At 72.4% G+C, this 23,768-nt stretch carries 18 protein-coding genes and 1 pseudogene; 12 read left to right on the forward strand and 7 right to left on the reverse strand.

What is annotated here, in order from left to right; genetic code table 11:
- The 3 genes from SSNG_RS38145 to eccE all read right to left on the reverse strand — a co-directional run.
- Positions 1-920 (reverse strand): SCO5717 family growth-regulating ATPase (locus SSNG_RS38145; protein WP_277752154.1); only part of this gene is annotated, 920 nt, incomplete at its 3' end.
- 172 nt (positions 921-1,092) lie between these two features.
- Positions 1,093-1,809: a hypothetical protein gene (locus tag SSNG_RS26075; protein ID WP_007266908.1), complete on the reverse strand. Its 717-nt coding sequence runs from the start codon at positions 1,807-1,809 to the stop codon at positions 1,093-1,095.
- Positions 1,806-3,080: a type VII secretion protein EccE gene (gene eccE / locus SSNG_RS26080; RefSeq protein WP_007266909.1), complete on the reverse strand. Its 1,275-nt coding sequence runs from the start codon at positions 3,078-3,080 to the stop codon at positions 1,806-1,808. Before eccE ends, SSNG_RS26075 begins: the two co-directional genes overlap by 4 nt.
- A gap of 261 nt (positions 3,081-3,341) precedes the next feature.
- Here eccE and eccB point away from each other — a divergent pair, with 261 nt between their 5' ends.
- From eccB to SSNG_RS26100, 4 genes are all read left to right on the forward strand, one after another.
- Entirely contained in the window at positions 3,342-4,919 is a 1,578-nt protein-coding gene (gene eccB, locus SSNG_RS26085) for a type VII secretion protein EccB (RefSeq protein ID WP_007266910.1), read from the forward strand.
- 140 nt (positions 4,920-5,059) lie between these two features.
- Complete coding sequence (mycP, locus tag SSNG_RS26090; RefSeq protein WP_241695263.1) at positions 5,060-6,148, forward strand: type VII secretion-associated serine protease mycosin; 1,089 nt, start codon at positions 5,060-5,062, stop codon at positions 6,146-6,148.
- Positions 6,149-6,361: 213 nt separating this feature from the next.
- On the forward strand, positions 6,362-6,715 hold the full coding sequence (locus tag SSNG_RS26095) for a WXG100 family type VII secretion target (protein ID WP_042801944.1): 354 nt from the start codon (positions 6,362-6,364) through the stop codon (positions 6,713-6,715).
- A gap of 44 nt (positions 6,716-6,759) precedes the next feature.
- On the forward strand, positions 6,760-7,071 hold the full coding sequence (locus SSNG_RS26100) for a WXG100 family type VII secretion target (protein WP_007266913.1): 312 nt from the start codon (positions 6,760-6,762) through the stop codon (positions 7,069-7,071).
- 78 nt (positions 7,072-7,149) lie between these two features.
- Here SSNG_RS26100 and SSNG_RS26105 read toward each other — a convergent pair whose 3' ends face one another.
- Together SSNG_RS26105 and SSNG_RS26110 are read right to left on the reverse strand one after the other, a co-directional pair.
- Complete coding sequence (locus SSNG_RS26105) at positions 7,150-7,383, reverse strand: DUF397 domain-containing protein (protein ID WP_007266914.1); 234 nt, start codon at positions 7,381-7,383, stop codon at positions 7,150-7,152.
- 119 nt (positions 7,384-7,502) lie between these two features.
- Entirely contained in the window at positions 7,503-11,456 is a 3,954-nt protein-coding gene (locus tag SSNG_RS26110) for a type VII secretion protein EccC (protein WP_007266915.1), read from the reverse strand.
- Between the two features lie 215 nt (positions 11,457-11,671).
- On the opposite strand from SSNG_RS26110, the pseudogene eccD reads away from it, so the two are divergent.
- The 6 genes and pseudogenes from eccD (at position 11,672) to SSNG_RS26140 (ending at position 18,721) form a co-directional block, all read left to right on the forward strand.
- Positions 11,672-13,136, forward strand: a pseudogene (gene eccD / locus SSNG_RS26115) (type VII secretion integral membrane protein EccD).
- A 170-nt stretch (positions 13,137-13,306) separates the two neighbouring features.
- Positions 13,307-13,594 carry a 30S ribosomal protein S15 gene (gene rpsO / locus SSNG_RS26120; RefSeq protein WP_007266917.1) on the forward strand — a complete coding sequence of 96 codons (288 nt, stop codon included), beginning with the start codon at positions 13,307-13,309 and terminating at the stop codon, positions 13,592-13,594.
- A 272-nt stretch (positions 13,595-13,866) separates the two neighbouring features.
- Positions 13,867-16,101: a polyribonucleotide nucleotidyltransferase gene (locus tag SSNG_RS26125; protein WP_128637156.1), complete on the forward strand. Its 2,235-nt coding sequence runs from the start codon at positions 13,867-13,869 to the stop codon at positions 16,099-16,101.
- Positions 16,098-17,477, forward strand: a complete 1,380-nt coding sequence (locus SSNG_RS26130) for a pitrilysin family protein (protein ID WP_007266919.1) — start codon at positions 16,098-16,100, stop codon at positions 17,475-17,477. Before SSNG_RS26125 ends, SSNG_RS26130 begins: the two co-directional genes overlap by 4 nt.
- Before the next feature lie 31 nt (positions 17,478-17,508).
- Positions 17,509-18,261, forward strand: a complete 753-nt coding sequence (gene dapB / locus SSNG_RS26135; protein ID WP_007266920.1) for a 4-hydroxy-tetrahydrodipicolinate reductase — start codon at positions 17,509-17,511, stop codon at positions 18,259-18,261.
- 16 nt (positions 18,262-18,277) lie between these two features.
- Complete coding sequence (locus SSNG_RS26140; protein WP_007266921.1) at positions 18,278-18,721, forward strand: hypothetical protein; 444 nt, start codon at positions 18,278-18,280, stop codon at positions 18,719-18,721.
- Between the two features lie 89 nt (positions 18,722-18,810).
- Here SSNG_RS26140 and SSNG_RS26145 read toward each other — a convergent pair whose 3' ends face one another.
- On the reverse strand, positions 18,811-19,362 hold the full coding sequence (locus tag SSNG_RS26145; RefSeq protein WP_007266922.1) for a PH domain-containing protein: 552 nt from the start codon (positions 19,360-19,362) through the stop codon (positions 18,811-18,813).
- 48 nt (positions 19,363-19,410) lie between these two features.
- Positions 19,411-19,662, reverse strand: a complete 252-nt coding sequence (locus tag SSNG_RS26150) for a hypothetical protein (RefSeq protein ID WP_042801947.1) — start codon at positions 19,660-19,662, stop codon at positions 19,411-19,413.
- Positions 19,663-20,182: 520 nt separating this feature from the next.
- On the opposite strand from SSNG_RS26150, the gene dapA reads away from it, so the two are divergent.
- Both dapA and SSNG_RS26160 read left to right on the forward strand, forming a co-directional pair.
- The gene (gene dapA / locus SSNG_RS26155) at positions 20,183-21,082 is read left to right on the forward strand and encodes a 4-hydroxy-tetrahydrodipicolinate synthase (RefSeq protein WP_007266924.1); all 900 of its coding nucleotides are present in this window, start codon (positions 20,183-20,185) and stop codon (positions 21,080-21,082) included.
- A 113-nt stretch (positions 21,083-21,195) separates the two neighbouring features.
- On the forward strand, positions 21,196-22,881 hold the full coding sequence (locus SSNG_RS26160) for a ribonuclease J (protein WP_007266925.1): 1,686 nt from the start codon (positions 21,196-21,198) through the stop codon (positions 22,879-22,881).
- Positions 22,882-23,768: the final 887 nt, after the last annotated feature.

Below are 23,768 nucleotides of genomic sequence, written 5' to 3' on the forward strand. Positions count from 1 at the left end.
TCCTCGGCGGCCGGTGCGAACCCCGGGGGTACGGCGTCGGCGAAGGCGGGCACGGAGAGGGGCGCCACGGTGGGCACCACGAACGGCGCCGCGGGCTCCGCCTGCGCGGACGCGGCGGCGAACCCCGCCGGGGTCCCACCGGGCAGGGCCGGCAACGCCTCGGCCTCCCGTCCCGGTACGTCACCCTCCGCCGCGGAACCCTCAGCCCCGGTGACCGCCGGGCCCTGGCCCTGACCCGACGCCGGGACCTCGGCCCCCTGCGCGGCCGGGGCACGGTCCTGCCCGCCCGGGCCCCCGGCCCCCGATGCGGCGGCTCCGTCCCGGGCCTCGGCACCCAGCGCGGCCGCAGCCGCGGCTTCGTCCTGGGCGGCGTAAGCGGCGCGATCGTTCGGGGCGTCGGCCCCTGGCGCGGGGAGCCCGGCGGCGGCCGGGGTTTCACCCTGGGCCGGGAAGGCCGGACCGGCCGGGAAGGCGGGCCCCTGCCCCGAGGCTTCGCCCTGGGCCGGGAACGCGGGCCCCTGCCCCGAGGCTTCGCCCTGGGCCGGGAACCCGGGCGGCGGGCCCGGGGTTGCGGCCGGAGCCGGAGCCGGAGCCGGAGCCGGAGCCGGAGCCGGAGCCGGAGCCGGAGCCGGAGAAGGGGCCGGGAGCGGGGCGGTCGGGGCATCGGCCTGCGCCGGGGCGATCCGCATCGTCGGCGGCGAGACCACGTCCGCCGGGCGGTGGGGTTCGAAGCCGCTGCCCTCGGGCAGCCCGGGCAGCCCCGGCACCGGCGCGGCCTGCGCGGGCGCGCCCTGGGTGTACCAGGCCGGCGGGGTGTAGTCGATGGTGAACTCGCCCGTCACATCGGGCTCCGCGTCGGACTGATCGTCCGTCGGGACGTCCCACGTCCCGCCGCGCCTCTCGTTCCGATCGCCGCTCACTGGTCCTCCTGGTCTGTCGAACACCGGTCGGCGCCCACCTCGACGCCGCGCCCGCGCTCAGCCTAATCGCGCCCCGCGCCCGAAAGCCCCCGAGGTCGCGCCCCCGCACTCCTGCCTACAGGCCGCCCCGGCCCTGAGCAACCGTCATCCCGCACGTCCCGCGGACCGGCCGTCAGTCGATGCGCCGAGCCGCTCCCAGCAGCCCCGTCTCCGCTTCCGTCCCCTGCGTCATCACGAACTTCCGGTCCCGCGGCGTGCACCACAGCGTCACCCCGTCCCCCAGCGTCGGCAGCGCCTCGACCGCCGCCCTCGGCAGCCGCATCAGCGCGCCGACCTGCTCCGCCTCGTCCGGTGACACCCGCTGCACCCCCACCAGCGCCGAGTTCCGCAGCAGCCGGGGCGCGGACGGGCTCAGGTACGGCAGCAGGGTCAGCACCGACTGCCACGGGCCCGCCACCACCCGCCCGCGCGGCGGCCGCATCCCGCAGTCCCGGACCACCAGCACCGGGCTCCCCGCCGAGGCGCCCTGCGGCGGGACCCGGCCCACGTCGTGCAGCGTCACGCACTGCTGCCCGCCGCCGGCCGCCCGGGCCAGCCCGGACCACACGGGCGCGCGCCCGGTCTCCACCGCCACCCGGGCCCCGGTCGCGGCCGTGCGCAGGGCCAGCACCTGGGCCGTCCACAGGCCGCCGATCAGCGTGACCTCGTACGGCGTGGGCCGGTTCACGCCGAGCACCGCCGACCGCCCCTCGGCGTCCACGCCGATGACGACCCCGTCGTCCCCGACGGGCAGCGCCAGCGCGTCCAGGTCAGCCGCCTGCACCACGTGCCGCTCCCGGCGCGGTCCGATCAGCCCGAAACCGCCCCGGAGCGGAGCCGAACCCCTCATCGCGCCCCTCCCAGCGGCAGCGAGGCCAGCAGCCCCGGCACCTGTTCCCGGTCGAGCCGTACCAGCCCGGCCCGTACGCCCCGCGCGGTCCGCTCCAGCTCCCGCCGGGCCGCCACGAGTTCCTCGTCGCTGCGCCCGGTGACCCGTACGTACCCGGTCAGGGTCACGCCCTGCCGCTCCGCCGGGGCCATCGTCAGGCTGAAGTTGGTCGCCAGCGCCGGCAGCGACGTGAGCAGCGCCACGAACTGCGGCAGCCCGGCCCCCGCCCCGCCCAGCCGGGGCCAGCGGCCTATCCAGTAGGTGGTGTGGCGCCGGTCGTCGCAGCGCCAGGTCCGGGCGGTCTCCTCCGTGCGCCGGCCAGTGCTCGCCGACCGCCCCGCCTGGGTGATCGCCATCGGGTTGGCGCACGAGGAGGTGGCCAGCGCGCCCGTCAGCTCCGGCTCGGTGAGCACGGCGGCCCGGAACCCGGCCCCGGCCAGCCGGCCGGCCAGCTGGTCCGCCACCCGCACCACGCAGCGCTGCGCCCCCGCGAGGCCGCCGCCGCGCGCGGCGACCGCCTCCGGGCACAGCTCCGGGTCGAGCTTGAGCGCGATCCACGTCAGCCGCACCGCCGGGGTGCCCGTACGGGCCTGCAGGGGCGCGTAGTTGAGCGCGGCCGTCGACCGGGCCGGCAGGTGCGGGGCGGGCGCGGGCTGGGTGTGCTGCACCAGCTGCGCCGACTCCAGCCGGATGCCGTCCACTTCGAGGACGTCCCGGATCAGGGACAGCGGCAGCGGCCGCTCCGCGCGGTCGGGCCGCAGCGCGGTGGCGTCCGCGTCGACCTGGACCACCGCCGTCAGGAACGTCCCGTCGCCGACCAGTCCGACGGGCCGCCGGTCGCGGTCGCCGAAGGCCGTGGTGCGCAGCGCCGGATCGGCCTCGACCAGCGGCGCGAGCCCCGGCTCGGTGCCCGCCGGCACGGTGAGGGCGGCGGCCCTGCGCCGCCTGGCGCGCAGGGCGAGCACACCGCCGATCCACTCGGGCAGCGAGCGCTGGTGGCGGCGGACGAGGGCCAGCAGGGCCAGCACCACCGCCAGGACGCCCGCGGGCACCAGCAGCAGCGGGTCCACCACCCAGGCCACGAGCAGCGCGGCGGCCGCGAGCTGGAGGAGCACGAGCTGTTGCAGTCGGAACGGGCCGAAGCGGCCCGGGCCCGACCTCGGATGCGGCGTGACCCCGCCGCGTACGGGTGCGGCCGCGGCAGCCCGCGGCGCCGTCGCGCTGGCACTCACTCGCGCACCTCCCCAACTCGCCTGCCCGGCGGGGGAGTCCCGCTGCCGCGCGGCCACGGCCGCACGACACCGGAATCTCCCCATCCACCCCAACAGCCCTGAATACCCCGGTCCGGAGGGATCCGGCGGGCGCCGGACCGCCGCCCCGGGCACCCGGCACCAGCCGACCCTTCGTCAAGAGGCATAGTAGGTCCCCGGTCCGACAACCAAGGCCCGGGGAGCGGCCCCACCGACCGGGCCGTGCGGGGAGAAGCAGGCGGTATGGCATCACGGCGTGATGAGCTCAACGCGTACACCTTCGCGAAGCGGCGCACGGTGGCCGCGTTCCTCCAGCCCTCCGCCACCGGGACCGAGGAGGGCGCCCCGCGTCCGCTGCGCGCGGTCCTGCCCGGGGTGGTGACCGGCGCGCTCATCGTCGCGGGCTTCGGCGCCTGGGGGATGTTCCGGCCGCAGGCCCCCAAGGGGTGGGACGAGCCCGGTGCCATGGTCGTCGTCGGCAAGCAGTCGACGACCCGGTACGTGGTCCTGACCACGAAGGTGAACGGCAAGGACCAGACCCGGCTGCACCCGGTGCTGAACCTGGCCTCGGCGCGACTGCTGCTGGACCCGCGCAAGTCGAAGGTCGTCCAGGTCGAGGACAAGGTGCTGGACGCGGGCAAGCCCCCGCGCGGCCCCATCATCGGCATCCCCTACGCCCCCGACCGGCTCCCCGCCAAGGCCGAAGCCGCCAGGGCCAAGCGCTGGGCCGTCTGCCAGCAGCCCGGCGGCAACAACCGGGGCGTGCAGACCGCGGCCTTCGTCCTCGCCGACCGGGAGGCGGGCCTGCTGGACGACGGGAACCGGACCACCGACACCCAGGTGCTGTACGTCCAGAGCACCGGCGGCGCCAAGGAGCGCTTCCTCGTCGACTCGGCCGGCACGAAGTACCGCTTCCCCGAGGGGCGCCCGGACTCCGGGACCCTGACGACGGCCCTGGTCGGCACCGGCGCCACCCCGCAGCCCGTGACCGAGGAGTGGCTGGCCACCCTCAACCCCGGCGACGACCTGGCCTTCCCGCAGCTGCCCGGCACGCCCGGGGCGAGCGCCGCGGTCCCGGGCGGCGCCGACGGCAGGGTGGGCATGGTGCTGACCGCGCAGACCGGCTCCGGCACGCAGTACTACGTCGTACTGCCCGACCGGATCGCACCCGTCTCGGAGTTCGTCGCCTGGCTGCTGATCCACTCGCCCGCCAGTGAGGCACTCGGCATGCACGGCAAGGCCCGTGAGACCGGCCTGAAGTCCCTGGACCCGAACGCCCCTCCCTTCAAGGAGGACACCAAGTGGCCCCGCCGGCGCGGCATGCAGGTCAACCGGGTCGCGGACACCCCGGGCGCCGCGAACGGCGGCGAACGCCGCGACACCGTGTGCAGCGTCCTGCGCTCCGTCGACGGCCAGGGCGGACAGACGCTGAGCACCTGGGCCGGCACCGGCTTCCCCGTCGACATCACCGCCAGCGGCACCAGCTCCTACGTCACCCCCGGCACGGGCCTGCTCTACACCCAGGTCCAGGGCCGCCAGAGCGGCGGGGCCGGCGCCCTGTTCCTGGTGACCGACACCGGCCTGCGGTACGCGGTCCAGGCCAACGGCGACAGCGACGCCGAGCAGTCGGGGATCGGCGCCGCGGGGAAGCAGGCGCAGGACGCCGCCGCCGGCGACGGCCGGCCCGAGCCCAGCCAGGCGCAGGTGCGGCTCGGCTACGGCGGGATCGTGCCCGCCCCGGTGCCGATCGCCTGGTCGGAGTTCCTCTCCAAGGGACCCCGACTGGACACCAACTCGGCCCGACAGCCGCAGGGCTCGTGAGGACGCCGGCCGTGTCCCGGTCCTCCCGCGCCGCCCTGGCGGCCGCCGCCCTCGCCCTGGCCGCCCCCGGCGGCACGGCGCCCGCGCCGCAGTCCCCGTACGCCTTCGCCCTGGACGGGGCGGGCGAGTGCACCTTCCCCATGAAGAAGCAGATCGCCGACCGGCCCTGGGCCCTCCAGCGGGTCATGCTGGACGCGCTGTGGGCCCGCACCAAGGGCAAGGGGGTGCGGGTCGCCGTCATCGACACCGGCGTGGACCGCGCCAACCCGCAGCTCGCGGGCGCCCTCGACACCGGTGCCGGACGCGACTTCATCGACCCCAAGGGCGGTGACGGCACCAACGACACCGTCGGGCACGGCACCAAGGTCGCCGGGCTGATCGCGGCCCGCCCCCAGCAGGGCACCGGCTTCGTCGGCCTCGCCCCCGAGGCCACGGTCATCCCCATCCGGCAGAACGACGGACAGGCCACCGGCAACGCGGTCGCCACCCTCGCCCAGGCCGTCGACCACGCCGTCGCCAAGGGCGCCCGCGTCATCAACATCTCCCAGGACACCGACGCCCCGCTGACCCCGGACTCCGAACTGGGCAAGGCCGTCCAGCGGGCCCTCGCCGCCAAGGCCGTCGTCGTGGCCTCGGCGGGCAACGACGGACTGAGCGGGCAGAAGCACCGGACCTACCCGGCGGCCTTCCCCGGGGTCCTCGCCGTCGCCTCCTCCGACCGCAACAACGAACGGGCCCCCTTCTCCCAGCCCGGGGACTTCATCGGGGTCGCCGCCCCCGGCGTCGACATGGTCTCCACCGTCCCCGGCTTCGGCCAGTGCATCGACAACGGCACCAGCTTCTCCGCGCCCTACGTCGCCGGGGTCGCCGCACTGCTGGTCGCCGAGCACCCGCAGTGGACCCCGCAGGAGGTGGTCTGGCAGATCCAGAACACCGCCGAGCGCTCCGTCAAGGGCCGTGACGACTACGTCGGATGGGGCGTCGTGGACCCGGTGCGGGCGGTCACCCAGGACGACGGGACGCCCAGGCCCCCCGTCCCGGACCCGGGCCCGCCCCCGGCGGCCGCCCCGCAGGCCGCGGCCGTCCCGATGTCGGAGACCGCGCAGGAGCGCGACCAGCGGATCGGCACGTACGCGCTCGGGATCGGGGGCGTGCTCATCGCCGCCGTCGCCGGGACCGCGACCGTCGTCCGCGACGCGCGCCGCGGCCGCCGGGCCCGTTCGCAGTGAACGGTCACGGTTCGTCCACAGGTCCGGGCGACCGGTGTTGGGCGGGTCAACCGAACTGACTAGAGTGGCGCCAGGCTTCACGACTGTGATCGGGGATCCGTGTGGAGCGGAGGGGGAAGTCCGGTGTGCGTGGCTCGAATTGCCGCGACCGGAAGCCGCTCCGCCCTGCAATCCGCCGGTTCTGCCGGGGAATTGAGAAGTGAGGAGCTTCGGATGACGAACAATTTCGGACTCGCGGACGATCCGGTCGTCAAGGCGGCCAACAAGATCTCCGAGACGGCCGGCGCCGTCAGCACCCAGGCCCGTGAGCTGGCCGACATCCTCGAAACCGTGCACGCGGGCTGGACCGGCGTCGGCGCCGACGGCTTCAAGAAGGCCCAGTCGGACCTCAACCTCGACCACGACGAGATCCGCCGCCTGCTCAAGGTCCTGCACAACGCCGTCGCGCAGACGAAGAACCTCACCAACGCGCAGGACGCGGACGTGCACTCGGCGTTCGGCGTGATCAACCGGGGCTCCGCCGCGGCCGCCGGCGGCGGTGCCCGCTCGGGCCTCGAATACCTCTGACGTCCGCGCCGCCCCAGCACACCCCAGCCCCGAAGGAGAAGGACATGGCAGGCAACCAGGACGGCCACACCCGGGTACGGTACGAAAGCGTCCAGCAGATGGCGGACCGCATCCGCGTCGTCTCCAGGAACATCCTCAAGGACCTGGAGGAGATGGAGGCGGCCGTGAAGGTCGTCACCGACACCTGGGACGGCGAGGCGCACCTCGCGTACGTCGACCTCCAGAAGAAGTACCACGGCCGCGCCGACCACATGCAGAAGCAGCTGGAGGGCGTCGCCCGGCTCATCGAGCGCGGCAAGGGCGACTACCGCGCCACCGACGTGAAGGCCTCGCGCCTGTTCACCGAGGCCTTCTGAGCCCGCCCGGCATGCCGAAGGGGGCGCACCCGCACAGGGCGCGCCCCCTTCGCCGTACCCAGGCCCCCGCGGGGAGCCTCAGGTGAGGTCGAACTCCCCGTCCCGGGCCCCGAGCACGAACGCCTCCCACTCGGCCGCCGTGTAGCGCAGCACCGTGTCGCGGTCCAGGGAGGACCGCATCGCCACCGCGCCCTCGGGCAGCTTGGCGATCTCCACCCGCTCCTCGTCCGGGCTGGTCCCGGGCGGCCCCTGCCACTCGACGTCGCTGATGTCGAGCGCGTACAGCTCGTCCTTCTCCTGCTGGGTGCCCATGCGCGGCCCTTCCCGTCGGTCGTGCGGTGCTGCTCGGTCTTCGCTGCCGATTATCGGCGGAACGCGGCCGCCGGGGGACCCGTTTCCCCCGATGACCGCAGGAGCCGCCCCCCGGCCCCCTACAGGCCCGGCATCCGGCCCAGCTGGACCAGCGAGGTACCACGCCGGCGCGACACGTAGTGGCCGCGGCCCGGGGGCATCGGCCGGGAGCGGACGGTGCCGAGCAGATCTCCCTCGGAGGGGTCGCCCGACAGGACGACGCCCTGCGCGCCCAGCTCCTTGATCCGCTGCATGAACGGTTCGTACATCGCCCGCGAGGCACCCGCCGAGCTCCGCGCGATGACGAAGCGGACCCCGGTGTCCCGGGCGAACGGCAGGAACTCCACCAGCTGCGCCAGCGGGTTGCCCTGGCTCGTGGCGACCAGGTCGTAGTCGTCGATCACGATGAACACGTCCGGACCCGTCCACCAGCTGCGGTCCCGCAGCTGCTGCGGGGTCACGTCCGCCGGCGGCTGCCTGCGCGAGAACACCCCGACCAGCGCCTCCATGTGCATCTGCAGGGAGCTCGCCATCGGCGCGTACTCCAGCAGGTGCTCCTCCGGCAGCGCCCCCAGCAGCCCGCGTCGGTAGTCGCCGACGACCAGCTTGGCCTGGTCCGGGCGGTAGCGCTGGGCGATCTGCTGCGCGATCAGCCGCAGCAGGTTCGTCTTGCCCGACTCGCTCTCGCCGAACACCAGGAAGAAGGGGTCGCTCTCGAAGTCCACGAACACCGGCTCCAGGGCCGTCTCGTCGATGCCGATCGCGATCCCGCGCTCCGGGAACTCCCCGCCCTTGGGCAGCCGGTCCGCGTGCAGCAGCCGCGGCAGCAGCCGCACCCCGGGAGCGGACGGGCCCGACCAGCCCGAACGCACCGCCGCCGCGAACTCGCGCGTCCCCTCCGAGAGGCTCTCCGCGTCGTGCGACCCGTCGATCCGCGGCAGCGCCCCCAGGAAGTGCAGCTTCTCCGGCACCTGGCCGCGCCCCGGCATGCCCGTCGGCACGTTCGCCGCCACCCGCCGGTCGAACTCGGAGTCCATCACGTCGCCGAGCCGCAGCTCCAGCCGGCTCAGCAGCTGGTCCTTCAGCGCCGACCGCACCTCCATGTAGCGGGCCGCCGTGACCACCACGTGGATGCCGTAGCCGAGCCCCCGGGCCGCGACGTCCGTGACCACCGGCTCCAGGCCCTCGTACTCGCCGCGGAACCCGCCCCAGCCGTCGACGACCAGGAACACGTCACCCCACGCCTCGCCCGGCAGCTCGCCCGCCGCCCGCCTGCGCCGGTACGTGCCGATGGAATCGATGCCGTTCGCCCGGAAGAACTCCTCGCGGCGGGCCAGGATCCCCGCCACCTCCGCGACCGTGCGCCGCACCCGCTCCGGATCCAGCCGGGAGGCGATCCCGCCCACGTGCGGCAGCTCCGCCACCGAGGACAGCGCGCCGCCGCCGAAGTCCAGCCCGTAGAACTGCACCTCGCGCGGGGTGTGCGTCAGCGCGAACGCGCAGATCAGCGTCCGCACCAGCGTCGACTTGCCCGACTGCGGACCGCCCACCACCATCATGTGGCCCGCCGCACCCGAGAAGTCCCGGTAGAGCACCTCGCGCCGCTGCTCGAAGGGCTTGTCGATCAGCCCGAGCGGCACCACCAGCCCGCCCGGCCGCGTGTACCCCTCCGCGTGCAGCCCGCGCTCCGCCGACGGAGCCAGGGCCGGCAGCAACTGGTCCAGGGACGGTGCCCGGTCCAGCGGCGGCAGCCACACCTGGTGCGCCGGAACGCCCTGCCCCTCCAGCCGCCCCACGATCACGTCGAGCACCGTGTCCGCGAGCGCGTCGTCCTCCCGCGCCGGCCGCTCCGCCGCGAGCGCCGGGTCCGGCGCCGCGTACACCACCGGCACCGGGGCCGCCGTGAACAGCGCCGGGCGGCGCTCCACCGGGAACGGCCCCGCCGACAGGTCCGGCCCGCCCGAGCGGTAGACGCCCGACACGTACGCCGCCTTGAAGCGGACCATCTCGTCCGTGCCGAACTTCAGGTAGCCCGAACCGGGCACCGACGGCAGGTGGTACGCGTCCGGCACGCCGAGCGCCGTCCGCGACTCCGACGCCGAGAAGGTGCGCAGACCGATCCGGTACGACAGGTACGTGTCCAGGCCGCGCAGCTTGCCCTCCTCCAGCCGCTGCGAGGCCAGCAGCAGGTGCACGCCCAGCGAACGGCCGATCCGGCCGATCTGGATGAACATGTCGATGAAGTCGGGCTTCGCGGTCAGCAGCTCCGAGAACTCGTCGATGACCAGCACCAGCGAGGCCAGCGGCTCCAGCGGGGCGCCCGCCGCGCGCGCCTTCTCGTAGTCGTGGATGTTCGCGTAGTTGCCCGCCGAACGCAGCAGCTCCTGCCGCCGCTGGAGCTCGCCGCGGATCGAGTCGCCCATCCGGTCCACGAGCGTCAGGTCGTCCGCCAGGTTGGTGATCACCGCCGCGACGTGCGGCATCTGACCCATGCCGGTGAACGTGGCACCGCCCTTGAAGTCGGCGAGGACGAAGTTCAGCGTCTCCGAGGTGTGCGTCACCGCCAGCCCCAGCACCAGCGTGCGCAGCAGCTCCGACTTGCCCGAACCCGTCGCGCCCACGCACAGCCCGTGCGGGCCCATGCCCTCCTGCGCGGCCTCCTTCAGGTCCAGCATCACCGGCGCGCCGTCCTCGCCCACCCCGATCGGCACCCGCAGCCGCTCGCCCGCCGACCGCGGCCGCCAGGTGCGGGACACGTCGACCGAAGCCGCGTCGCCCAGGTTCAGCAGGTCGGTGAAGTCCAGGTTCGCCAGCAGCGGCTCGTCGTCGTCCCCGCCGCCCGTGCGCAGCGGCGCCAGCTGCCGGGCCAGCGCCTCCGCCGCCGGCAGCGACAAGGAGTCCGGGACGCCCTCGTACACGACCCCGGCGCCCGACTCCAGCCGCAGCCGGCCCGGCCCCACCACCACCGACAGCCCGCCGCGCGGTTCGTCCAGCTCGCCCGCGACCACCTCGACGATGGTGACGCCCTGCAGCCCCTCGGCCGCCGCGAACACCGAGTCCGGCGGCACCAGCCCGCCGTCCAGCACCACCACCAGGTGCGGCTGGTCCAGCACCGGCGACACCTCCCGGCTGAACCGCGGCCGGCCCTCCAACCGGGACCCCAGCAGCCCTTCCAGATCGCCCAGGTCGTCGCCGAACAGCCGCTTCGTACCGGCCCCGTCGACCTGCCCCGGCACCTGCGTGTGCGGCAGCCACTTCACCCAGTCCCACGAAGGCACCGCCCCCGGCGCGGCCACCACCGCCACCACCAGGTCCTCGGGGGAGTGCAGCGTCGCCAGCTGCGCCACCACGGCCCGCGCCGCACCCCGCGCCGACTCCGCCTCCCCGGACACCGTCACGTGGTAGAACGCCCGGATCGACACCGCCACCGGCAGCCCGTCCAGCGAGGAGTGCACCTTCAGGAACCGCTGCATCGCCCCCGCCGCCAGCGGCTCCAGCTCGTCCACCGGCGCCGTGTCCGGAGCCACCAGCGCGGTCGCGAGCCGCTGCGCGCCCAGCCCCAGCCGGGCCTGCCCGAAGTCCGCGTCGCCGACCCGCCGCTCCCACAGCCGCGAACCCTCCGCCACCACCGACCACAGCTGCTCGGGCGCCGGGTGCAGGTACAGCTGCGCGTCGCGCTGCGCCCGCGCGGTGCGCCGCACCTGGCGGCGCGTCTGCGCGAGGTACTTGAGGTAGTCCCGCCGCACGTCGGCCATCTGACCCTGCGTACCGCGCCGGTGGCGCACCAGCTGGGCGATGACCATGCCCACCGTCGACGCCAGCATCAGCACGCCCATGATCCGCATGAACGGCGCCGAGCCCGGCATGAAGAAGAAGACCACCGAGGAGCCCATGCCCAGCATCGGCAGGAGCTGCATCAGCATGCCCTCCTGCTGCCCCCGCGGCAGTTCCGGCGGAGCCTCCAGCCTCAGATCGTCCGAAGGGACCTCGGGCGGCAGGGACCGCGGCGGGCGTTTGACGACGATCTGGCTCACCGGAGCATCAATCCCTCGAAAACTGGCGGGACGTCGCGGCCGGCGCCCCCAAGTCCCGGGCCCCGGGGGGCACTCCCGCACCCCGCGCCCGACGCGAACGGTGATCCTACTTGCCGGCGGCCGGACGCCCTCCGGGTAGGGTGACGCCCGCGCCATGCGCGTCCGCGAACCGACCGCCGCCGCGACGGTTCGGTGCCAACCAGGGGGTCACACAGGTGAGTACGGCCGAGGCGACCGGTTTCTGCAGGGTCACCGTCGTGGCACCGGACAGCCGTATCGACGTCGCCCTCCCCGAGGACATCGCCGTCGCCGACGTCTACCCCGAACTGCTGCGCCTCACCGGCCAGACCCAGCCCGTCGGCGCCCCCACCGGCTTCCACCTGGTCCGCCGCTCCGGCGCCGTCCTCGACGGAGCCCGCACCCTCGCCGCCCAGCAGGTCCTGGACGGCGAGGTGCTCAGCCTGCGGCCCTTCGCCGAGTCCCTGCCGCCGGCCGTCTTCGACGACGTCTCCGACGCCGTCGCCTCCGCCGTCGTCCGCGACCGGCACCGCTGGAGCGACGACATGCTGCGCGGGGCGGGCCTGTCCGGCGCGGCGGTGCTGCTCGTCCTGCTCGGCTTCGTCCTCTGGTACGCCGACCCCGTCCGGCACGACACGCACGGCCTCCCCGGGATCATCGCCGGGGCCGTCGGCCTGCTCCTCACCGCCGCCGCCGGGGTGCGCGCCCGCGTCTACCGCGACCGCGGCTCCGCCGTCGCCCTCGGCCTCGGCGCCCTGCCGCACCTGCTGATCGCCGGCTCCGGGACCGTCGCCGCCGGCGCCGGCCAGGGACCCGGGCGGCTGCAGTTCCTGCTCGGCTGCGCCTGCGTCCTGGTCGCCTCCGTCGCCCTGGTCGCCCTCACCCCGGACGGGGACGCCCCCTTCGTCGCCGCCACCTTCCTGGCGGCCACCGGGACCCTGGCCTCCTTCGGCGCCATCGCCGCCGACGCCTCCGCCACGGCCACCGCAGCCGTGTGCGCCCCCGTCGCCATCGGACTCGTCGCCTTCCTCCCCGCCCTGTCCGCCCGCTTCGCCCGGCTGCCCATCGGGTACGCCGCCCCGCGGAGCGCGGCCCCCGGATACGAGGCCCCGGACCGCTACGACGCCGACCCGTACGCCGACCAGGGCGGCGCCGACCAGCAGGCCGCCCCGCTCGACGCCGAGGCCATCGCCGCCCAGGCCCGGGCGGGGGCACGAGATGCTGCTCGGCCTCGTCGGGGGGTGCGCCGCGGTCGCCGTCGGCGCCGCCGCCGTCCTCGGCTTCTCCGACAGCACCTGGGGCCGCCTGCTGGCCCTGGCCACCGGCCTGGCGATGCTGCTGCGCGCCCGCCTCTTCCGCTACACCTCCCAGGTGGTCTGCGCCCTGGCCGCCGGGCTGGCCGCCGTCGGCCTGCTGGTCCTGGGGCTCGCCCTGCGCACGCCGGTCGACCTGGCGTTCGAACGTACGGTCTGGCTCTCGGCCGCCGTCGCCGCCGGAGCCGCCCTCCTCGCGGGAATCTCGCTTGTCATCCCCCGCAAGGGCCTGTCACCCTTCTGGGGAAGGCTGCTCGACCTCACCGAGGCCGCGGTCCTGCTCAGCCTGGTCCCGCTGGCCCTGGCCGTGCTCGACGTGTACGGCCGCGCCCGCTCTCTCACCAGCTGAGACGTCGCGACCCGGCAGCCTGGTACGCTGTGTGACGGCCGTTTGTGTACGCGTCCCCGGAGACCTCTGGAGACAGCGCCCAGCGGACCTCGCCTCCCGAGTTACGGAAGCTCCCCAGCGAATTCGACCTGGGGCACTCGGTGGCCACGAAGACCAAACGAGGAGTAAGCGTGCCGCTCGACGCCGCTACGAAGAAGCAGATCATCGCCGAGTTCGGTGCCAAGGAGGGCGACACCGGCTCTCCCGAGGTCCAGGTCGCGATGCTGTCCCGCCGCATCTCGGACCTGACCGAGCACCTCAAGACCCACAAGCACGACCACCACTCCCGTCGCGGTCTGCTGATCCTGGTCGGCCAGCGCCGCCGCCTGCTGCAGTACCTGGCCAAGAAGGACATCCAGCGCTTCCGTACGCTGGTCGAGCGCCTCGGCATCCGCCGCGGTGCGGCCGGCGCCAAGTAAGCACACTGTGAAGGGAGCGGTTCCCACACCGATGGGGCCGCTCCCTTTGCTGTACGTGCGCGACGTACCGGACGCTTTGTAGTCTGGGACACAGCGCACAACCGAAGAGGAGGAGCGCCCTCCCTACGCCGCCGGTCCTCGGTAGTGGCATCCGGAAAGCCCCGTCGGAGGGGCCGAGACCCGGGTGCTTCGATCGAAGACCGGCCCGCACGCCAGGAGCGCTTCTCCGCAACCGTCCACCACCACACGGGTGGCGGACGGAGACGACGAAAATGGAGAAAACGCTAGTGGAGAACGAGACCCACTACGCCGAGGCCGTCATCGACAACGGCTCCTTCGGCACCCGCACCATCCGCTTCGAGACGGGCCGCCTCGCCCGCCAGGCCGCCGGCTCCGCCGTTGCCTACCTGGACGACGACACGATGGTCCTCTCCGCGACCACCGCGTCGAAGAAGCCCAAGGACCAGCTCGACTTCTTCCCCCTGACGGTGGACGTCGAGGAGCGCCAGTACGCCGCCGGCAAGATCCCCGGCTCCTTCTTCCGCCGCGAGGGCCGCCCCTCCGAGGACGCGATCCTCACCTGCCGCCTGATCGACCGCCCGCTGCGCCCCTCCTTCAAGAAGGGCCTGCGCAACGAGATCCAGGTCGTCGCCACCGTCATGGCGCTCAACCCGGACCACCTGTACGACGTCATCGCGATCAACGCCGCGTCCGCGTCCACCCAGCTGGCCGGCCTGCCCTTCTCCGGCCCGATCGGCGGCGTCCGCGTCGCGCTGATCAAGGGCCAGTGGGTCGCCTTCCCGACGCACACCGAGCTCGAGGACGCCGTCTTCGACATGGTCGTCGCGGGCCGCGCCCTGGAGGACGGCGACGTCGCGATCATGATGGTCGAGGCCGAGGCCACCGAGCAGACCATCGCCCTGGTCAAGGGCGGCGCCGAGGCGCCGACCGAGGAGATCGTGGCCGCCGGCCTCGAGGCCGCGAAGCCGTTCATCAAGGTCCTGTGCAAGGCCCAGGCCGACCTGGCCGCCAAGGCCGCCAAGCCCGAGGGCGAGTTCCCGGTCTTCCTCGACTACGAGCAGGACGTCTACGCCGCCCTGGAGCAGGCCGTCCGCGGCGAGCTGGCCCAGGCGCTGACCATCGCGGGCAAGCAGGACCGCGAGGCCGAGCTGGACCGCGTCAAGGAGATCGCCGCCGAGAAGCTCCTCCCGGCCTTCGAGGGCCGCGAGAAGGAGATCTCCGCCGCCTACCGCAGCCTGACCAAGGCCCTGGTGCGCGAGCGCGTCATCAAGGACAAGGTCCGCATCGACGGCCGTGGCCTGACCGACATCCGCACCCTGGCCGCCGAGGTCGAGGCCATCCCGCGCGTGCACGGCTCGGCGCTGTTCGAGCGTGGCGAGACCCAGATCCTGGGCGTCACCACCCTCAACATGCTCCGCATGGAGCAGCAGCTGGACACCCTCTCCCCGGTGACCCGCAAGCGCTACATGCACAACTACAACTTCCCGCCGTACTCCGTCGGCGAGACCGGCCGCGTCGGCTCCCCGAAGCGCCGCGAGATCGGCCACGGCGCGCTCGCCGAGCGCGCGATCGTGCCGGTCCTGCCGACCCGCGAGGAGTTCCCCTACGCGATCCGCCAGGTGTCCGAGGCCCTCGGCTCCAACGGCTCGACGTCCATGGGCTCGGTCTGCGCCTCCACCATGTCGCTGCTGAACGCCGGTGTGCCCCTCAAGGCCCCCGTCGCCGGCATCGCCATGGGCCTGATCTCCCAGGAGATCGACGGCAAGACGCACTACGTCGCCCTCACCGACATCCTCGGTGCGGAGGACGCCTTCGGCGACATGGACTTCAAGGTCGCCGGCACCAAGGAGTTCGTCACCGCCCTCCAGCTCGACACCAAGCTGGACGGCATCCCCGCCTCCGTCCTGGCCGCGGCCCTGACCCAGGCCCGCGACGCCCGCCTCCACATCCTCGACGTGATGATGGAAGCGATCGACACGCCGGACGAGATGTCCCCCAACGCCCCGCGGATCATCACCGTCAAGATCCCCGTGGACAAGATCGGCGAGGTCATCGGCCCCAAGGGCAAGATGATCAACCAGATCCAGGAGGACACCGGCGCCGAGATCACGATCGAGGACGACGGCACCATCTACATCGGTGCCGCCGACGGCCCGGCCGCCGAGGCCGCCCGCTCCACGATCAACGCGATCGCCAACCCGACCATGCCGGAGGTCGGCGAGCGCTACCTGGGTACGGTCGTCAAGACCACCACCTTCGGTGCCTTCGTCTCCCTCATGCCCGGCAAGGACGGCCTGCTGCACATCTCGCAGATCCGCAAGCTCGCCGGCGGCAAGCGCGTGGAGAACGTCGAGGACGTGCTCGCGGTCGGCACCAAGGTGCAGGTCGAGATCGCCGAGATCGACCAGCGCGGCAAGCTCTCCCTCGTCCCCGTGATCGAGGGCGAAGAAGCCGCTGAGGCCGACAAGGACGACTCCGACAAGTGACGTCGCGTAGTTCCCGTGTGACGGCCCGCCCCTCCTCCGAGGGGCGGGCCGTCGCCCGTACCCAAACACTCCTCAAGGGCCGCAGCGGCATCGGCACCGTCCGGCGCACGGTCCTGCCCGGCGGACTGCGCATCGTCACCGAGACGCTGCCCTCCGTCCGCTCCGCCACCTTCGGCATCTGGGCCAACGTGGGCTCGCGCGACGAGACACCCGCGCTCAACGGCGCCACCCACTACCTGGAGCACCTCCTCTTCAAGGGCACCGCCCAGCGCACCGCCCTCGACATCTCCTCCGCGATCGACGCGGTCGGCGGCGAGATGAACGCCTTCACGGCGAAGGAGTACACCTGCTACTACGCCCGGGTGCTCGACACGGACCTGCCGCTGGCCATCGACGTGGTCTGCGACATGCTCACCGGCTCGCTGATCCGCGAGGAGGACGTCGACGCCGAGCGCGGGGTCATCCTCGAAGAGATCGCGATGACCGAGGACGACCCGGGCGACATGGTCCACGACCTGTTCGCCCAGACCATGTACGGGGACTCGCCGCTCGGCCGCCCCGTCCTCGGCACCGTCGACACCATCAACGCCCTCGGCGCCGACCGGATCCGCCGCTTCTGGAAGAAGCACTACGACCCGACCCACCTGGTCGTCGCCGCCGCCGGCAACGTCGACCACAACAAGGTCGTACGCCAGGTCCGCGCGGCCTTCGAGAAGGCCGGCGCCCTGAAGCAGACCGACGCCGTGCCGCTCGGCCCGCGCACCGGCACCAAGCGCATCCGCACCGCCGGCCGCGTCGACCTGGTCAACCGCAAGACCGAGCAGGCCCACGTGGTCCTCGGCATGCCGGGCCTGGCCCGCACCGACGAGCGCCGCTGGGCCCTCGGCGTCCTGAACACCGCCCTCGGGGGCGGCATGTCCTCCCGGCTCTTCCAGGAGGTCCGCGAGAAGCGCGGCCTGGCCTACAGCGTGTACTCGTACACCTCCGGCTTCGCCGACACCGGCCTCTTCGGCGTCTACGCCGGCTGCCGGCCCAGCCAGGTCCACGACGTCCTGCGGATCTGCCGGCAGGAGCTCGACACCGTCGCCTCCGAAGGCCTCACCGACGAGGAGATCCGGCGCGCCGTCGGCCAGCTCTCCGGCTCCACCGTCCTCGGCCTGGAGGACACCGGCGCGATCATGAACCGCATCGGCAAGAGCGAGCTGTGCTGGGGCGACCAGATGTCCGTCGACGACATGCTGGCCCGCATCGCCTCGGTGACCCCGGACGACGTCCGCGCGGTCGCCCAGGATGTACTGGCGCAGCGGCCCTCGCTGGCGGTCATCGGCCCGCTCAAGGAGAAGCAGGCCGCCCGGCTCGACGAAGCGGTCGCCTAGACCCGTACGCACGCACCCTAAGGAAGCAACAATGAGCAAGCTGCGCGTGGCAGTCCTCGGCGCCCGGGGCCGCATCGGCTCCGAGGCGGTCAAGGCGGTCGAGGCCGCCGAGGACATGGAGCTGGTGGCGGCCCTCGGACGGGGCGACAAGCTGGAGCAGGTGACCGAGGCGGGAGCCCAGGTCGCCGTCGAGCTGACCACCCCCGACTCGGTCATGGGGAACCTGGACTTCCTCGTGGGCCACGGCATCCACGCCGTGGTCGGCACCACCGGCTGGAACGAGGACCGCCTCGCCCAGCTCGACACCTGGCTCGCCGCCTCCCCGGAGACCGGCGTCCTCATCGCCCCGAACTTCTCCATCGGCGCCGTCCTCACCATGAAGTTCGCCGCCCAGGCCGCGCGCTACTTCGAGTCCGTCGAGGTCGTCGAGCTGCACCACCCGAAGAAGGTCGACGCCCCCTCCGGCACCGCGACCCGCACGGCCCAGCTCATCGCGGCCGCCCGCGCCCAGGCCGGCCTCGGCGCCCAGCCCGACGCCACCGCCACGGCCCTCGACGGCGCCCGCGGCGCCGACGTCGACGGCGTCCCCGTGCACGCCATCCGCCTGCGCGGCCTGCTGGCCCACCAGGAGGTACTGCTCGGCGGCGAGGGCGAGACCCTGACCATCCGTCACGACTCCCTGCACCACAGCAGCTTCATGCCGGGCATCCTGCTCGGCGCCCGCCGCGTGACGCAGACCCCGGGCCTCACCTTCGGCCTGGAAAACTTCCTCGACCTCGGCTGATGAGGCAGTAACACCCATGCGCGCGAAGATCACCTACCTCGTCACGGCCGCCGTCCTGGTCGTCTACTTCGTCCTGGTCGGCAGCCGGGGCCTGCTGCTGATCCAGCAGGGCACCTGGCTCACCGTCACCTTCGGTGCGGCGGTGCTCATCCTGCCGGTCATCGGCATCTGGTTCCTCTGGATGAACACCCGCTTCGTCACCCGGGCCAACCAGCTCGCATCGGAGCTGGAGGCCGAGGGCGGCCTGCCCGTCGACGAGCTGGAACGGGACCCGTACGGCCGGATCCTGCGGGACTCCGCCGACGAGGTCTTCGCACGCCGCAAGGCGGAGACCGAGGACGCACCGGGGGACTGGCGCACCTGGTTCCGCCTTGCCGTCGCCTACCACGACGCCCGCGACACCCCGCGGGCCCGCAAGGCCATGCAGCGGGCCATCGCCCTGCACCAGGCACGCGCCTAGCCGTCCGGACAGGCAAACGGAAGGGCCCGTACAGGACGATCCCCGTACGGGCCCTCGTGCCGTCGTGCCGGCGTGCCGTCGTGCCGCCGTCAGGCGGGCACGCCCCGGTACTCCTCGGCCCACGCCTCCACCCGGCCGACCGCCCGGTCGAAGGCCTCGCCGCGGGCCAGGAAGTCGGCGCTGTGGTCGGTCAGCAGCACCTGCTCCTCCCTGCCGCGCGCGGAAACCGTCAGCGCCTGCCCCTGCACGGTCCGCGGCAGTCCCAGCCAGCGCACCGGCTGCTGGACCGTGCGCACCTTCTCGACCTGGCTCCAGGAGACCGAGCGGGTCCCGAAGAAGCCGACCCGGCGCAGGCCGGAGGGGCTCACCCACACGCCCGAGCGCAGGATCCGCAGCGCGGAGCCGACGACGGTGAGCGAGGCGGCCAGGGCGATGCCCGCGCCCGTCCAGGTGCCCGCGAAGGCGATGATCACCGTGGCCAGCAGCATGAAGGCGGCGAGCAGCAGCAGTACCGACGCACCGGCGACCCGCCAGGGGCCGGGCCGGTAGGGGCGCCGCCAGCGCTCGGGGTCCACATGGGGGAGGGCTTCGTCCTCGTGTGCGTCGAAGACGCCGTCGGCCGTCAAGAAGGGCAGGGGCACGGCAGGACCTCACTCACGTGCATGTTCGGTTGGGCTGTGTCCGAGAGGCTACCGCCCCCCGGACTCCCCCGATTGCTGCGCCGTCCCCGCGGGCCGGTCGGACGCCTGGTACGGCTGCAGTGCGGGTATGCCGAAGAGCAGCGAGCCCACCAGCCCCGCCACCACGGTCAGTCCGACCAGACTACGGGCGGTGATCTGGGCGACGCTCAGACTCTCGCGTGGCGGCGGAGTGACGTTGCTTCGGAAACGGTCGGCCTCGGCGACGAAGGCGAAGGGGACGGGTTCGCGCCGGCGAAACACAGTGGCGGCTCTCCTCACGGTCGGGGCCCTGGGCCCGGGTTCTGACGGATGGTGTGCTCTCTCCTGGACAGACGAACGAACGGCCCAATCGGTGCCGGAATTCGGGACATTAAGCAAAATTCATGGCGCCCGGTGCGTGCGTCGACGCGGTCCCGAGCGTGCCGCGCCTGCGCCGCGCCCGCCGGCGCCCCGGCGGGAGGCGGGGGCGTCCGGCGGGAGGATGGAGCAGCGACGGGCGGAACCCGTGCCGCCCGCCCGGTGGCCCCCGGCGGTGGTGGTCGCGTTGCCCCGTAAGGGCTGATGCACGCGTGGCGTACGCATGTACGGAGGTAAGTCCCAAGTGTCCGTATTGCGACGTTTCGTAAAGTTCATCTAGGCTGATCAAACGGACCCGGCACTGCTTGAACCCCCGAGCAGGCAGTGCCGGGATCCAACACCCCCCGGCTCCCGCCGGGCGGCACCGCCTGTTGACGTCCCCCGAGGGGACAACGCGAGCATGGCAGCGAGTAGCGTGTTACCCATGGCTCCGATCTCGACTCCGCAGACCCCCTTCGGGCGGGTCCTCACCGCCATGATCACGCCGTTCACGGCTGATGGCGCACTTGACCTCGACGGCGCGCAGCGTCTCGCCGTCCACCTGGTGGACGCAGGCAACGACGGCCTGATCATCAACGGCACCACCGGTGAGTCGCCCACCACCACCGACGCGGAGAAAAACGACCTCGTACGAGCCGTACTCGAAGCGGTCGGCGACCGCGCCCACGTCGTCGCCGGCATCGGCACCAACGACACCCGGCACACCCTGGAGCTCGCCCGCCAGGCCGAGCGCACCGGAGCCCACGGCCTCCTCGCCGTGACGCCCTACTACAGCAAGCCGCCGCAGGAAGGCCTCTTCCAGCACTTCACGGCCATCGCCGACGCCACCGAGCTGCCGGTCATGCTCTACGACATCCCCGGCCGCAGCGGTGTCCCGATCAACACGGAGACCCTGGTCAGGCTGGCCGAGCACCCCCGCATCGTGGCCAACAAGGACGCCAAGGGCGACCTCGGCCGGGCCAGCTGGGCCATCGCCCAGAGCGGCCTGGCCTGGTACTCCGGCGACGACATGCTGAACCTGCCGCTCCTGTCGGTCGGCGCCGTCGGCTTCGTCTCCGTCGTCAGCCACGTCGTGACCCCCGAGCTGCGCGCGATGCTGGAGGCCCACGTCGGCGGCGACGTCCAGAAGGCCACCGAGATCCACCAGAAGCTGCTCCCGGTCTTCACGGGCATGTTCCGCACCCAGGGCGTGATGACCACCAAGAAGGCCCTGTCCCTCCAGGGCCTGCCCGCCGGCCCGCTGCGCCTCCCCCTCATCGGCCTGACCGACGAAGAGACGGCCCAGCTCAAGATCGATCTTGCCGCGGGCGGGGTACAGCTCTGACAACAGACTTCACAACTGAATAAGCAAGAACGAAACAGACGAAAGCAAGTGCACGAATGACATGCGCGCCACGTGCCCGAGAGGTACGTGGCGCGCGTGGTGAAGGAGAACCTTTGAGCCATCCGCACCCTGAACTGGGCCCGCCGCCGAAGCTCCCCAAGGGCGGCCTCCGGGTCACCCCGCTGGGCGGCCTCGGCGAGATCGGCCGCAACATGACCGTCTTCGAGTTCGACGGTCGTCTGCTGATCGTCGACTGCGGCGTGCTCTTCCCCGAGGAGGAGCAGCCGGGCATCGACCTGATCCTGCCGGACTTCACGTCCATCCGGGACCGCCTCGACGACATCGAGGGCATCGTCCTCACCCACGGCCACGAGGACCACATCGGCGCCGTCCCGTACCTCCTCCGCGAGAAGCCGGACATCCCGCTGATCGGCTCCAAGCTGACCCTCGCCCTCATCGAGGCGAAGCTCCAGGAGCACCGCATCCGCCCCTACACCCTCGAGGTGAAGGAGGGCGAGCGCGAGAACCTGGGCCCCTTCGACTGCGAGTTCATCGCCGTCAACCACTCCATCCCGGACGCGCTGGCCGTCGCCATCCGCACGGACGCGGGTCTCGTCGTCGCCACCGGCGACTTCAAGATGGACCAGCTCCCGCTGGACAACCGCCTCACCGACCTGCACGCCTTCGCGCGTCTGAGCGAGGAGGGCATCGACCTCCTCCTCTCGGACTCGACGAACGCCGAGGTCCCGGGCTTCGTCCCGCCGGAGCGCGACATCTCCAACGCCATCCGCGGCGTCTTCGCGGGTGCCCAGAAGCGGATCATCGTGGCCTCCTTCGCGAGCCACGTGCACCGCATCCAGCAGATCCTCGACGCCGCCCACGAGTACGGCCGCCGCGTCGCCTTCGTCGGCCGCTCCATGGTCCGCAACATGGGCATCGCCCGTGACCTGGGCTACCTGCGGGTGCCGGCCGGCCTGATCGTCGACGTCAAGACCCTCGACGACCTGCCGGACGACGAGGTCGTGCTCGTCTGCACGGGCTCCCAGGGCGAGCCGATGGCGGCCCTGTCCCGCATGGCGAACCGCGACCACCAGATCCGGATCGTCCCCGGCGACACCGTGATCCTGGCGTCGTCCCTGATCCCGGGCAACGAGAACGCGGTCTACCGCGTGATCAACGGCCTGACGCGCTGGGGCGCCAACGTCGTGCACAAGGGCAACGCCAAGGTGCACGTCTCGGGCCACGCCTCCGCCGGCGAGCTGCTGTACTTCTACAACATCTGCAAGCCGAAGAACCTGATGCCGGTCCACGGTGAATGGCGCCACCTGCGCGCCAACGCCGAGCTCGGTGCCATGACGGGCGTTCCCAAGGACCGCATCGTCATCGCCGAGGACGGCGTGGTCGTCGACCTGATCGACGGCAAGGCCCGCATCTCCGGCAAGGTCCAGGCCGGCTACGTGTACGTGGACGGCCTGTCGGTCGGCGACGTCACCGAGGCCTCCCTCAAGGACCGCCGCATCCTCGGCGACGAGGGCATCATCTCGGTCTACGTCGTGGTCGACAGCACCACGGGCAAGGTCGTCACGGGCCCGAACATCCAGGCCCGCGGCTCCGGCATCGAGGACTCGGCCTTCGGACCGGTCAGCGCGAAGATCGAGGAAGCCATCGCCCGCGCCGCGGCCGACGGCGTCGCGGAACCGCACCAGATCCAGCAGCTCATCCGCCGGACCATGGGCAAGTGGGTGTCGGACAGCTACCGCCGCCGCCCGATGATCCTCCCGGTCGTGGTCGAGGTCTGACCTCGGCGTACGCCCCGGCGTACGCAGCGACCTCACTGGAGCGGGGCAACCGGATTTGCGTCCGGGGGCCCCGCTCCAGTACGTTTGCGTCTCCACCCCGCGAGGACCCGGGCACACACGTGTGCCCGTTGCCGTGTGCGAGTGGGTGGCGATCAGCACTCAGGGAAACCTGATAAAGTCTGGTCCACCCGAAAGGGAAAGGCCCCCCGAAGGCCATCGGAATTCGAAACCGAGTCGGAAACGACAAGGAAAAGAGTCTGATAGAGTCGGAACCGCCGGAAAGGGAAAGTGCGAAAGCGCAGGACCTGGAAAGCAAGCGAGAAAGACTCTGATAGAGTCTGAATCGCAAGAACGAAAGCCCGGAGGAAAGCCCGAGAGGGTGAGTACAAAGGAAGCGTCCGTTCCTTGAGAACTCAACAGCGTGCCAAAAATCAACGCCAGAAGTTGATACCCCGTCCACTCCGGTGGATGAGGTTCCTTTGAAAAAGACCTGTCGGGCCTTCGGGTACTGGCAGGCAACAACACAGCGAGGACGTTGTGGTCAGTCGGTCATATTCCGACCAAGACTGGCCCGCTCTTTCGTGGTGTGCACCGGATTACCGGTAAACATTCATGGAGAGTTTGATCCTGGCTCAGGACGAACGCTGGCGGCGTGCTTAACACATGCAAGTCGAACGATGAAGCCCTTCGGGGTGGATTAGTGGCGAACGGGTGAGTAACACGTGGGCAATCTGCCCTTCACTCTGGGACAAGCCCTGGAAACGGGGTCTAATACCGGATAATACTCCTGCCTGCATGGGCGGGAGTTGAAAGCTCCGGCGGTGAAGGATGAGCCCGCGGCCTATCAGCTTGTTGGTGGGGTAATGGCCCACCAAGGCGACGACGGG

The organism is Streptomyces sp. C (assembly GCF_000158895.1).
GTDB classification, from domain to species: Bacteria; Actinomycetota; Actinomycetes; order Streptomycetales; family Streptomycetaceae; genus Streptomyces; species Streptomyces racemochromogenes.

Bases quoted from the DNA above. Each gene is read 5' to 3' on its own strand.
- eccB (WP_007266910.1), top strand. From the start codon at position 3,342: ATGGCATCACGGCGTGATGAGCTCAACGCGTACACCTTCGCGAAGCGG.
- SSNG_RS26105 (WP_007266914.1), bottom strand. From the start codon at position 7,383: ATGGGCACCCAGCAGGAGAAGGACGAGCTGTACGCGCTCGACATCAGC.
- SSNG_RS26075 (WP_007266908.1), bottom strand. From the start codon at position 1,809: ATGAGGGGTTCGGCTCCGCTCCGGGGCGGTTTCGGGCTGATCGGACCG.
- SSNG_RS26125 (WP_128637156.1), top strand. From the start codon at position 13,867: ATGGAGAAAACGCTAGTGGAGAACGAGACCCACTACGCCGAGGCCGTC.
- SSNG_RS26095 (WP_042801944.1), top strand. From the start codon at position 6,362: ATGACGAACAATTTCGGACTCGCGGACGATCCGGTCGTCAAGGCGGCC.
- SSNG_RS26100 (WP_007266913.1), top strand. From the start codon at position 6,760: ATGGCAGGCAACCAGGACGGCCACACCCGGGTACGGTACGAAAGCGTC.
- dapA (WP_007266924.1), top strand. From the start codon at position 20,183: ATGGCTCCGATCTCGACTCCGCAGACCCCCTTCGGGCGGGTCCTCACC.
- mycP (WP_241695263.1), top strand. From the start codon at position 5,060: ATGAAGAAGCAGATCGCCGACCGGCCCTGGGCCCTCCAGCGGGTCATG.
- SSNG_RS26140 (WP_007266921.1), top strand. From the start codon at position 18,278: ATGCGCGCGAAGATCACCTACCTCGTCACGGCCGCCGTCCTGGTCGTC.
- dapB (WP_007266920.1), top strand. From the start codon at position 17,509: ATGAGCAAGCTGCGCGTGGCAGTCCTCGGCGCCCGGGGCCGCATCGGC.